The organism is Pseudomonas tremae (genome assembly GCF_001401155.1).
Taxonomy (GTDB): domain Bacteria; phylum Pseudomonadota; class Gammaproteobacteria; order Pseudomonadales; family Pseudomonadaceae; genus Aquipseudomonas; species Aquipseudomonas tremae.
Genome location: NZ_LJRO01000029.1, coordinates 22,656 through 33,255 on the forward strand (window position 1 = coordinate 22,656; position 10,600 = coordinate 33,255).

A 10,600-nucleotide genomic window follows, 5' to 3' on the forward strand; every position below is an offset into this window, starting at 1 on the left:
ATCTCGCCAAAAACGCCACAGCCCTGGGTTTCAGGGGCGTGGCGTTTTTGTTTCTGCGGGTCTGTTCAGTTGCGCACCCAACGCTGCCGGCTCCAGCCGCTTAATGCATCGACGGCAAAGACCAGGATCAGCATGGCGAGAATCACCGTACTGGCCTGCGCCTCCTGGAACAGGCTGAGGCTGACGTAAAGCATCTGTCCCAGACCTCCTGCACCGACGAAGCCCAGCACGCTGGCCATGCGAATATTGTTTTCCCAGCGGTACAGCGTGTAGGCCAGCAATTGCGGCCAGAGGTTGGGCAACGTTCCATAACCGAATGCCTGCCAGGCGCTGCCACCTTGCAGGCGAATCGCAGCGGCGGGCTCTGGTGAGGTATTTTCCAGCGCTTCGGCAAACAGGCGGCCGAGTACGCCGGTGGTGTGCAGGGCCAGTGCCAGCGTGCCCGCATTTGGGCCGAGCCCGGCAGCCAGCACCATCAGCACCGCCCAGACCAGCTCAGGGATGGCGCGCAGTGCATTGAGCAGCAAGCGGCTCAGGCTGCGCAGCGGCCAGCCCAGCCGACCGGCAGCGGGCAACGCCAACAGCAAACCGACAACAGCGGCCAGCAATGTACCCAGCGCCGACATGGCCAGTGTTTCCAAAGCGCCCTTGATGATTACCTGCAAGTGCTCGCTGCTGAGGTCGGGGCTCATGAAGCGCAACGCATAACGGCCCATTTGCGTCAGGTTGTCATGACTGCCCAGCGTGAACAGGTCCAGACCGAGGTACAGGAACGACTCGATCACCGCTGCGAATATCGCCAGTAGTAACAGTACGTTGCCCGTGCGCTTCATGTGAACTGCCTGCGCAACAAGCGACTGAGCTGGTCGGCGAGCAGCACCAGCAGCAGGAAGGTCAACAGCATGCTTGCCACCTCGTCACCGGCAAACATGCGCATCGACAGGTCGATCTGTTGGCCGAGGCCGCCCGCGCCGACAAAGCCCATCACCACAGAAGCCCGAACCGCGCACTCCCAGCGGTACACGGTGTAAGAGGTCAGCTCAGCGGCTGCATTGGGCAGAATGCCGTAGGCAAGTGCGGCGAGCCTGCCGCTGCCCGACTGGAGCAGCGCGTGGGCCGGTCGCTGGTCCACGGATTCGAAAATCTCGGCGTAGACCTTACCCAGCATGCCTGCATAGGTAATGGCGATGGCCAATACACCGGCAGTGGGCCCCAGGCCGACTGCGCGCACGAACAGCAGCGCCCAGACGATTTCCGGCACGCTGCGCAAGAAGATCAACAGCCCGCGCACCGGCCAGCGCAGGCATTGGCCAAGCCCGCCGGGCCGCCCGCCGCGAGAGGCTGCCGACAGGGAAAGCGCCTTGCTGGCGAGCAGGCTGGCCGGCACCGCCAAAAGCAGCGCGAGGGCGATGCCCGCTGTGGCGATAGCCAGGGTTTGCAGCGTGGCATCCAGCAGCAGGCCGAGGAATTCTGCAGAATGCGCCGGAGGCCAGAACCCGGCGAGAAAGTTGCCCATCGTCCGAGCGTTGTCGGCCTGCAGCAATACAAACGGGTTCATTTCGGCCAGACGAATTCCCGGCCAGAGCAGGGCCACGGCCAGCAGCGTCAACAGCAGGCGTGGTACCGCCGCCGGGTCGCGCTGGTCCCGACTCAGCATCGCGGTGTCCAGGGCAGGTCGGTGGCGTCGGAGGTGGGTTCAGGGCGCAGTTGTTCATTGGCATATAGCGTGTCGAGATGCTGCCGTTCGACCTCGCTGGCCTTGAGGTCAAAATGGATGCGCCCATCGCGCACACCGATGATCCGCGCAAAGTGCGCCAGCGCCAGCTCTACCGCATGCAGGCTGGCGACCAGCGTGACGTTGTGTTCGAGGGCGTGCTGACACAACAACGCCAGCGTGTGATCCGCCAGACGCGGGTCCATTGCCGAGACAGGCTCATCGGCCAGCAACAGTTCTGGCGCCTGATACAGGGCGCGAGCAATACCGACGCGCTGTAACTGACCACCGGATAACTGCTGGCAGCGCTCGAAGAGCTTGTCGGCCAGATCCAGCCTGGCAAGCACTGCGCGCGCGCCGGGTACATCCAGCGGATGCAGCAGGTTCAGCAGGCTTTTGCCCAGCCCCCATTGGCCCAGCTTGCCCGCCGACACCGCGGTTACCACACGTTGACGTGGGGGCAACGGCGGCGCCTGATGAATCAGGGCAATACGGCTGCGCAGGTGCTGGCGTTGTCTGCTGGAGAGTTGCCAGGGATTGGCCCCCAGCACCTCCAGTTGGCCGGCGCTGGGTGGCAGAGCGCTGGCCAACAGGTTTAGCAACGTCGTCTTGCCAGCGCCGGACGGGCCGATAATCGCCACCCGTTCACCACGCGCGACGCTCAGATCCAGATCGCGCAGCGCCCGCGTGCCGTTGCTGTGGCGCAACTCGATGGCGGACAGGCGCAGGGTCATTTCAGCAGGTCGGCAGCGCGTGCGGCTTCTTCGATGCCCTTGTAGTTCTCAGGCTTTGTCTCGATAAAGCGGCTAGCAGCCTGAAGGTCAAGAATTGCCTTCTGCTCAGGGTTGGCCGGGTCCAGGTCAAGGAATGCCTGTTTGATCTTCGCCGCCAGTGCCGGGTCGAGAGTGCCGCGCACGGTCCAGTTGTAGTCGAAGTAAGTCGGTGTGGTCGCGAAGACGTGAACCTTGTTGGTGTCGACCTTGCCGCTGGCAACCAGTTTGTCCCACACACTGGCATTCAGTACGCCCGCATCGACCTTGCCCGCCTGTACCCAGGCAGCGGTTGCGTCATGCGCGCCCGAGTAAGCGACGCGGCTGAAGAACGTCTCCGGCTTGATGTTTTCCTTGAGCATGAAATAACGCGGCATCAGGCTGCCCGACGTCGACGACACCGAGCCAAAGGCGAACGTCTTGCCCTTGAGGTCGGCGAGGGTCTTTACGTTCGGGTCGGAAGTGATGAATTTGCTGGTGAACTGGGCGTCCTGTTCACGCTGTACCAGCGGCAGAGCGTTACCCGTCTTGAGGTTGACCTGGACAAACGTGAAGCCACCCAGCCAGGCCATGTCGAGCCGATCAGTGGCAAGCGCTTCGACCACTGCCGGATAGTCCGCCACTGGCACGAACTCTACTTTCATGCCCAGACGCTGCTCCAGATAAGCGCCCAGCGGTTTGAACTTGCGCAGCAGTTCGGTAGGCGCTTCATCCGGAATGGCCGAAACACGCAGGGTGTCAGCCGCGTGACTGGTCAGCGCGGAGAAGGACAGGGCAAGGCCGGCGGCGAGCGCCAGGGTACGCTTGAGCATGGAAGTTCTCCGTTCAATAGCGGAAAAAAGGGGAAAACGCCGCCTGAGTGAACAGGCAGCGTTTTGCAGGATTCGGCAACAGTGCGCGGGGATTATAAGAGGCATGGCGAGAAAGGCCAGTTTCACAGGCTGACTGTCGGGGGGGGGGGACAACCGGCGGGCGAAGCGGTTTGCGCTGAGGCCGGCACAGCCCCTAGACTCCGCAGCCTGTTTCCCCGTTACCGAGAGTGCCGCGATGAATGAGCCAATCCGCCTGACCCAGTACAGTCACGGAGCAGGGTGTGGCTGCAAGATTTCCCCTAAGGTGCTGGACGTTATCCTCGCCGGCAGCGGCGCTCAGAACCTGGACCCTAAATTGTGGGTAGGCAACACCTCTCGTGACGACGCAGCGGTCTATGCGCTAGACGACGAGCGTGGAGTGGTGTCGACCACCGACTTCTTCATGCCCATCGTCGATGATCCGTTCGATTTCGGCCGCATCGCAGCGACCAACGCGATCAGCGATATCTATGCGATGGGCGGCGACCCGCTGATGGCCATCGCGATTCTCGGCTGGCCGGTTAATCTGCTGCCGCCTGAGGTGGCCCGAGAGGTCATCCGGGGCGGTCGCGCAGTGTGCGACGCTGCCGGTATCCCGCTGGCTGGCGGTCACTCCATTGATGCGCCGGAACCGATCTTCGGCCTGGCCGTCACGGGTGTGGTGCAGAAAAAACACATGAAACGCAACGACACTGCCCAGGCCGGTTGCACGCTTTACCTGACCAAGCCGCTGGGCATCGGCATTCTGACCACCGCCGAAAAAAAATCGAAACTGCGCGAAGAGGATGTCGGCCTGGCGCGCGACTGGATGTGTACCCTGAACAAATCGGGCAGTCGCTTCGGCAAGCTGGCCGGCGTGGCGGCGATGACCGATGTCACCGGCTTCGGTCTGCTTGGGCATCTGGTGGAAATGGCTGACGGCGCAGGGTTGACCGCTCGTCTTGATTTCGCTGCAGTACCGCGCCTGCCCGGTGTCGATCACTATATTGCCGAGGGCTGCGTGCCCGGCGGCACACTGCGCAATTTCGAAAGCTACGGCGACAAGATCGGTTCGCTGAGCGATGCCCAGCGCGACCTGTTATGCGACCCGCAGACCAGCGGCGGCCTGCTGGTCGCTGTCAGCCCGGAAGGCGAGGCGCAGTTTCTGACGGTGGCTGCCGAACTGGGCCTGCTGCTCACCCCGATCGGCACACTGCTGGAGCGACAGACCCACGCCGTCGAGGTGTTCTGATGGCCGACAACAGCAGCGACTATCGCACGCTTTTCCTCAACGATGTGCCGATGATGGATGCCCGCGCGCCCGTCGAGTTTTCCAAGGGTGCTTTTCCCGGTGTGATCAACCTGCCGCTGATGAACGACATCGAGCGCCAAAAGGTGGGCACCTGCTATAAGCAGCACGGCCAGGAGGCTGCCATTCAGCTCGGGCACCAGTTGGTCTGCGGGCAGGTCAAGGACGCGCGGGTCGAGGCCTGGGTCGCGTTCGCCAGAGCCAACCCCAATGGCTACCTGTACTGCTTTCGCGGTGGGCTGCGGTCGCAGACGGTGCAGCGCTGGCTGAAAGAGGCTGGCATCGAATACCCGCGCATCCTTGGCGGCTACAAGGCGATGCGCACCTTCCTGCTCGACACGCTGCACGAGGCCGTCACCGAATGTGGTCTGGTCGTACTCGGCGGCATGACAGGCACTGGCAAAACCGAGGTGCTGACGCAACTTTCAGACAGTCTGGACCTGGAAGGCATTGCCAACCACCGCGGCTCCAGCTTTGGCAAACGGGCCACCGGGCAGCCGGCGCAGATCGATTTCGAGAACCGGCTGGCCATCGACCTGCTTAAAAAACGTGCGGCCGGCATCGAACGATTCGTGGTGGAAGACGAGAGCCGTCTGGTAGGCAGTTGCAACGTGCCGCTGGAGTTGCACCAGGCCATGCAAAGCTGCCCGATGGTCTGGCTGGAAGACAGCTTCGACAACCGTGTCGAGCGCATTCTGGCTGATTATGTGGTTAACCTTTGCGCAGAGTTCATCAACGTCAAGGGCGAAGAGCTTGGTTTCGGGTTGTTTGCCGATCGCCTGTTGCAGAGCCTGAACAACATACACAAACGTCTGGGTGGCGAGCGCCATCAGCGTTTGCTGGCGTTCATGCAGTCCGCGCTGGAAGAACAGCAGCGCAGCGGCGCGGTCGAGCTGCATCGTGCCTGGATCGAAGGCCTGCTCGGCGAGTACTACGACCCCATGTACGCTTATCAGCGTGAGCACAAGGCCGCGCGGATCGAGTTCGCAGGCAATCAAATGGAAGTGTTGGCTTATCTGAGCGAGCGCGCCTCGCAGCCTTAGTCTGATGAGGCTTCACCAAGCGGACAGGGATGCGATGAGCGCAGTTTTCGATTTTTACCACACCCTCGGCTGGGGCCTTTCGGCACTGGTGATCGGCACTTTTCTGCTGGCCGGTACGGTCAAAGGCGTCATCGGCCTCGGCCTGCCCACCGTGGCAATGGGCTTGCTGGGCCTGGTCATGCTGCCGCCTCAGGCTGCGGCTTTGCTGATCATTCCGTCAGCGTTTACCAACGTCTGGCAACTGGCTACCGGCGGCAGCCTGCGGCCACTGCTCAAACGCCTTTGGCCGATGCTGATCATGATATTCATTGGCACCTGCGTCGGTGCGTTCTGGCTGGGCATGAGTGGCAGTCATTCGATGACCAGGGCCTTGGGTGGAGCGCTTCTGCTTTATGCCTTGAGCGGCCTGTTCCTGCCGACGTTTCAGGTGGCAGCGAGGGCCGAGCGCTGGCTGGGGCCGTTGGGTGGCTTCATCACCGGCGTCATTGCATCGGCCACCGGAGTCTTCGTGATCCCCGTCGTGCCCTATCTACAGGCGCTGGGGCTTGAGCGTGATCAACTGGTGCAGGCCCTCGGGCTATCCTTTACCGTCTCGACTGCCGCATTGGCGGTCGGCTTGTCATGGAATGGCGCGCTGGGCGGTGCGGAGCTTGGCGCATCCCTGATCGCGCTGGCCCCTGCATTATTGGGCATGATGCTTGGCCAGTGGCTGCGAAAACGGATCAGCGCGGCATTGTTCAAGCGGGTGTTCTTTATCGGCATGGGCCTGCTGGGGCTGCATCTGCTGATAAAAGGCTGATGAGCCTTATCGTGTGAGCGCTCGCTGACACGCAGATAATAAAAAGCCCGTCACGCTGGACGGGCTTCTCTACGTTGCTTTCAGTGTGTGTCAGTGCGTGCGGGCGACCGCAAATTCACTCAGCTCGACCAACGCATCGCGATACTCGCTCGGTGGCAAGGCGTCCAGGCAGGCGATGGCGCGGGCGGCATAGTCGCGGGCCAGTTGCGCGGTGTAGTCGAGCGCGCCGGCACTTTCCACGGCATTGCGGATGCTTTCGAGGTCTTCCAGGCCACCCTTCTGGATGGCCTGACGAACCAGAGCGGCTTGCTCGGGACTGCCTTCACGCATGGTGTAGATCAGCGGCAGGGTCGGCTTGCCTTCGGCCAGGTCGTCACCGACGTTCTTGCCCAGGGTTTCGGCATCGCCGCGGTAGTCGAGCAGGTCATCGACCAGCTGGAAGGCCACACCCAGATGATCGCCGAAGGTGCGCAGGGCTTCAGTCTGTGCTTCGGACGCCTTGCACAGGGCTGCGGCGCTGTGAGTCGAGGCTTCGAACAGCATGGCTGTCTTGCCGCGGATCACTTCCATGTAGGTTTCTTCGGTGGTGCTGGCGTCGCGGATCTTGGAGAGTTGCAGCACTTCGCCTTCGGCAATGATGCGGGTCGCCTTGGACAGAATCTTCATGACTTCCATCGAGCCCAGTTCAACCATCATTTCGAACGAGCGCGAATAAAGGAAGTCACCCACCAGCACGCTGGGTGCATTGCCCCACAAGGCGTTGGCAGTTGAACGGCCACGGCGCATGCCGGACATGTCGACGACGTCATCGTGCAGCAGGGTGGCGGTGTGCAGGAATTCAATGGTGGCGGCGAGCAGGCGAATATCGTCGCCCTCACGGCCCAGCGCCTTGCCGCACAGCAGTACCAGCAAAGGGCGCAAGCGTTTTCCGCCTGCCGACGTAATGTAGTCGCCGATTTTCGAGACCAGCGGTACGCGCGACGTCAGTTGCTTTTTGATGATAAGGTCAACGGCACTAAAGTCGTCCGCCACCGCGCGATAGAAGGCTTGGGGTTGCATCAGCGACACGTGCTCCGGATAGGTTGCGCCGCATGCTAGGTTGCGAGGTAGAGCGTGTCAAGGTATGACGACCCGCCTCTTGCAACCCGTCATTGCCTTGCGTACAATCGCGCACCCTAACTTTCCTGGGCAGCACCTGCCTTACGCAATTGCAAAAGGGCCGTTCCAGCCCCATGCAGCCATGCCAGCCGATACTCTTCTTATAAAGAGCTGGGTGAGCAGGATTTTCGGAGAAATACCATGTACGCAGTAATTGTTACCGGTGGCAAGCAGTACAAAGTCGCCCCAGGTGAATACCTGAAAATCGAAAAACTGGAAATCGCTACTGGCGAATCCGTTACGTTTGACCGCGTTCTGCTGGTCGGCAATGGCGACGACGTCAATATCGGTGCTCCCGTTGTTGCTGGCGCTACCGTTGTGGCTGAAGTGGTTTCGCAAGGTCGTCACGATAAGGTTCGTATCATCAAGTTCCGTCGTCGTAAGCACCACATGAAGCGTATGGGCCACCGCCAGTGGTACACCGAGATCAAAATTACAGGTATTCAGGCTTAATTCAGCCTAATCCTCAACTGGAGAATTGACTCATGGCTCACAAAAAAGCTGGTGGTAGTACCCGTAACGGGCGCGACTCAGAAGCCAAACGCCTTGGCGTGAAGATGTATGGCGGCCAGGCTATCATCCCTGGCAACATCATCGTGCGTCAGCGCGGCACCCAATTCCACGCTGGCTACGGCGTTGGCATGGGTAAAGATCACACCCTGTTCGCGAAAGTGGAAGGCGTGATCAAGTTTCAGGTTAAAGGCGCCTTCGGTCGCCGCTACGTGAGCATCGTTCCGAAGACTGAAGTCTCCGCAGCGTAATCACGCAGTAGCTTAAAAGCCCTGTCTTGCGACGGGGCTTTTTTGTTTGTAGAGGTAGAGAGGCAGGTGAGTCTCTTGCAAAACTGTTTGTGCGGGCTGTTGTGATGTTGACCTCTGGGGTCGCTGGTTTCTGATCGGTATCGCAACGCTCATTTTTGCAAGAGTCTTATGTAATTTATGTGGTTCTGCTCGTCCCTGTGGCGGGAGGCGTGCGTTATGAAATTTGTAGATGAAGTATCCATTCGAGTAAAAGCCGGCGACGGCGGCAACGGTTGCATGAGCTTCCGTCGCGAGAAATTCATTGAAAACGGTGGCCCGAACGGCGGTGATGGTGGTGATGGCGGTTCGGTCTACATGATCGCCGACGTCAACCTCAACACGCTGGTCGACTATCGCTATACCCGCCACTTCGATGCCGAGCGCGGCTCCAATGGCGGCAGCGCCGATTGCACGGGTCGCAAAGGTGAAGAGCTGGTGCTGCGTGTGCCGGTCGGCACCACCATCATCGACGCGACCACTCAGGAAATCATCGGTGACCTGACCAAGGACGGCCAGCGCCTGATGGTTGCCCAAGGCGGCTGGCACGGTCTGGGTAACACCCGCTTCAAATCCAGTACCAACCGCGCGCCACGCCAGACTACGCCTGGCAAGCCGGGCGATCAGCGTGACCTCAAGCTGGAACTGAAAGTGCTGGCAGACGTGGGCCTGCTAGGTCTGCCGAATGCTGGCAAAAGTACCTTTATCCGCTCGGTATCGGCTGCCAAGCCTAAAGTCGCCGATTATCCGTTCACCACGCTGGTACCGAACCTGGGTGTGGTCAGCGTCGATCGCTGGAAGAGCTTTGTCGTTGCCGACATCCCTGGTTTGATCGAAGGTGCGTCCGACGGCGCTGGCCTGGGGATTCGCTTCCTCAAGCATCTGGCGCGTACCCGTTTGTTGTTGCACCTCGTTGATATGGCTCCGCTGGATGAAACCAGCGCGCCGGACGCTGCTGAAGTCATCGTCAGCGAGCTGGAAAAATTCAGCCCTTCGCTGGCAGAGCGTGATCGCTGGCTGGTGCTGAACAAGTGCGATCAGATCCTTGAAGAAGAGCAGGAAGCACGCAAGCAGGAGATCGTGGATCGCCTGGAGTGGACTGGCCCTGTCTACGTGATCTCCGCGATCGCCAAAGAAGGTACCGAGCAACTGACTCGCGACATCATGCGTTACCTCGAAGAGCGCAGCCTGCGTATCGCCGAGGAGCCTGGCTATGCCGAAGAGCTGGCCGAGCTGGATCAGCGCATCGAAGACGAAGCGCGCGCGCAGTTGCAGGCGCTGGACGATCAGCGTGCCCTGCGTCGCAGCGGCGTGAAGAGCGTGCATGACATCGGCGACGATGATTGGGACGAAGAAGATGTGGATGATGAAGACGGTCCGGAAATCATTTACGTCCGCGATTGATCGCTTGAAGTAAACTTGAACGCCGCTACGATTGTTAGCGGCGTTTTTGTATCTTGAATTTGAAAACTCTCTGGCTAAGGTTGGAAGAAGATGCGCAGCAAAGTGACGGGCGCCCAGCGCTGGGTTGTGAAGATTGGCAGTGCCTTGCTGACGGCAGATGGCAAGGGCCTGGATCGCAACGCCATGGGTGTGTGGGTTGAGCAGATGGTGGCGCTGCATGAAGCAGGCGTCGAGCTGGTGCTGGTTTCTTCCGGGGCTGTGGCTGCCGGCATGAGCCGTCTCGGCTGGACTGTGCGACCCAGTGCGATGCACGAGCTTCAGGCTGCCGCTGCAATCGGTCAGATGGGGCTGGTGCAGGCGTGGGAGTCGAGCTTTGCCGAATATGGCCGGCACACTGCGCAAATTCTCTTGACCCACGACGACCTGTCGGATCGCAAGCGCTACCTGAATGCCCGTAGCACGTTGCGTACGCTGGTCGAGCTTGGGGTTGTACCGGTCATCAACGAAAACGACACGGTGGTCACCGACGAAATCCGTTTTGGCGACAACGACACGCTGGCGGCGCTGGTTGCCAATCTGGTCGAGGCTGATCTGCTGGTCATCCTGACCGATCGCGACGGCATGTTCGACGCTGATCCTCGCAACAATCCGGATGCGCAGCTGATTTATGAGGCGCGCGCCGATGATCCTGCGCTGGATGCGGTGGCGGGCGGCACGGGAGGGGCGCTGGGGCGTGGCGGTATGCAGACCAAACTGCGTGCGGCGCGTCTGGCCGC

At 60.8% G+C, this 10,600-nt stretch carries 12 protein-coding genes; 7 read left to right on the forward strand and 5 right to left on the reverse strand.

The annotated features are described in order from the left end of the window. Positions 1-65 precede the first annotated feature (65 nt). The 4 genes from phnE to ALO43_RS01530 are packed head-to-tail and all read right to left on the reverse strand — an operon-like array spanning position 66 to position 3,296. Positions 66-833: a phosphonate ABC transporter, permease protein PhnE gene (gene phnE, locus ALO43_RS01515; protein WP_053932111.1), complete on the reverse strand. Its 768-nt coding sequence runs from the start codon at positions 831-833 to the stop codon at positions 66-68. After that, positions 830-1,657 carry a PhnE/PtxC family ABC transporter permease gene (locus tag ALO43_RS01520; RefSeq protein WP_054997001.1) on the reverse strand — a complete coding sequence of 276 codons (828 nt, stop codon included), beginning with the start codon at positions 1,655-1,657 and terminating at the stop codon, positions 830-832. The genes phnE and ALO43_RS01520 overlap by 4 nt, the downstream gene beginning before the upstream one ends. Further along, positions 1,651-2,448 (reverse strand): phosphonate ABC transporter ATP-binding protein, encoded by a 798-nt coding sequence (locus tag ALO43_RS01525; RefSeq protein ID WP_024669805.1) that lies wholly within the window; start codon positions 2,446-2,448, stop codon positions 1,651-1,653. Before ALO43_RS01525 ends, ALO43_RS01520 begins: the two co-directional genes overlap by 7 nt. Further along, positions 2,445-3,296, reverse strand: coding sequence for a putative selenate ABC transporter substrate-binding protein (locus tag ALO43_RS01530; RefSeq protein WP_005895201.1), 852 nt, complete (start codon positions 3,294-3,296; stop codon positions 2,445-2,447). Before ALO43_RS01530 ends, ALO43_RS01525 begins: the two co-directional genes overlap by 4 nt. Before the next feature lie 235 nt (positions 3,297-3,531). On the opposite strand from ALO43_RS01530, the gene selD reads away from it, so the two are divergent. Genes selD through ALO43_RS01545 form a run of 3 tightly spaced genes read left to right on the forward strand, consistent with a single transcriptional unit; the run spans position 3,532 to position 6,465 of the window. Continuing rightward, positions 3,532-4,566, forward strand: coding sequence for a selenide, water dikinase SelD (gene selD, locus ALO43_RS01535; RefSeq protein ID WP_054997002.1), 1,035 nt, complete (start codon positions 3,532-3,534; stop codon positions 4,564-4,566). Beyond that, the gene (mnmH, locus tag ALO43_RS01540) at positions 4,566-5,666 is read left to right on the forward strand and encodes a tRNA 2-selenouridine(34) synthase MnmH (protein WP_005895208.1); all 1,101 of its coding nucleotides are present in this window, start codon (positions 4,566-4,568) and stop codon (positions 5,664-5,666) included. The genes selD and mnmH overlap by 1 nt, the downstream gene beginning before the upstream one ends. Before the next feature lie 34 nt (positions 5,667-5,700). Further along, on the forward strand, positions 5,701-6,465 hold the full coding sequence (locus ALO43_RS01545) for a sulfite exporter TauE/SafE family protein (RefSeq protein ID WP_053932112.1): 765 nt from the start codon (positions 5,701-5,703) through the stop codon (positions 6,463-6,465). Between the two features lie 90 nt (positions 6,466-6,555). On the opposite strand, the gene ALO43_RS01550 is transcribed toward ALO43_RS01545, so the two are convergent. Further along, positions 6,556-7,524: a polyprenyl synthetase family protein gene (locus ALO43_RS01550; protein WP_054997003.1), complete on the reverse strand. Its 969-nt coding sequence runs from the start codon at positions 7,522-7,524 to the stop codon at positions 6,556-6,558. Positions 7,525-7,764: 240 nt separating this feature from the next. Between ALO43_RS01550 and rplU the strand changes: the two genes are divergently transcribed. The 4 genes from rplU to proB form a co-directional block, all read left to right on the forward strand. Further along, positions 7,765-8,076 (forward strand): 50S ribosomal protein L21, encoded by a 312-nt coding sequence (gene rplU / locus ALO43_RS01555; RefSeq protein ID WP_002551971.1) that lies wholly within the window; start codon positions 7,765-7,767, stop codon positions 8,074-8,076. A gap of 32 nt (positions 8,077-8,108) precedes the next feature. After that, positions 8,109-8,384 carry a 50S ribosomal protein L27 gene (rpmA, locus tag ALO43_RS01560; RefSeq protein WP_002551972.1) on the forward strand — a complete coding sequence of 92 codons (276 nt, stop codon included), beginning with the start codon at positions 8,109-8,111 and terminating at the stop codon, positions 8,382-8,384. 216 nt (positions 8,385-8,600) lie between these two features. Beyond that, entirely contained in the window at positions 8,601-9,824 is a 1,224-nt protein-coding gene (gene cgtA, locus ALO43_RS01565; RefSeq protein ID WP_005895217.1) for an Obg family GTPase CgtA, read from the forward strand. Positions 9,825-9,914: 90 nt separating this feature from the next. Next, a partial coding sequence (gene proB / locus ALO43_RS01570) for a glutamate 5-kinase (protein WP_083492092.1) occupies positions 9,915-10,600 on the forward strand: 686 nt, incomplete at its 3' end.

Bases quoted from the DNA above. Each gene is read 5' to 3' on its own strand.
- phnE (WP_053932111.1), bottom strand. From the start codon at position 833: ATGAAGCGCACGGGCAACGTACTGTTACTACTGGCGATATTCGCAGCG.
- ALO43_RS01520 (WP_054997001.1), bottom strand. From the start codon at position 1,657: ATGCTGAGTCGGGACCAGCGCGACCCGGCGGCGGTACCACGCCTGCTG.
- ALO43_RS01525 (WP_024669805.1), bottom strand. From the start codon at position 2,448: ATGACCCTGCGCCTGTCCGCCATCGAGTTGCGCCACAGCAACGGCACG.
- ALO43_RS01530 (WP_005895201.1), bottom strand. From the start codon at position 3,296: ATGCTCAAGCGTACCCTGGCGCTCGCCGCCGGCCTTGCCCTGTCCTTC.
- selD (WP_054997002.1), top strand. From the start codon at position 3,532: ATGAATGAGCCAATCCGCCTGACCCAGTACAGTCACGGAGCAGGGTGT.
- mnmH (WP_005895208.1), top strand. From the start codon at position 4,566: ATGGCCGACAACAGCAGCGACTATCGCACGCTTTTCCTCAACGATGTG.
- ALO43_RS01545 (WP_053932112.1), top strand. From the start codon at position 5,701: ATGAGCGCAGTTTTCGATTTTTACCACACCCTCGGCTGGGGCCTTTCG.
- ALO43_RS01550 (WP_054997003.1), bottom strand. From the start codon at position 7,524: ATGCAACCCCAAGCCTTCTATCGCGCGGTGGCGGACGACTTTAGTGCC.
- rplU (WP_002551971.1), top strand. From the start codon at position 7,765: ATGTACGCAGTAATTGTTACCGGTGGCAAGCAGTACAAAGTCGCCCCA.
- rpmA (WP_002551972.1), top strand. From the start codon at position 8,109: ATGGCTCACAAAAAAGCTGGTGGTAGTACCCGTAACGGGCGCGACTCA.
- cgtA (WP_005895217.1), top strand. From the start codon at position 8,601: ATGAAATTTGTAGATGAAGTATCCATTCGAGTAAAAGCCGGCGACGGC.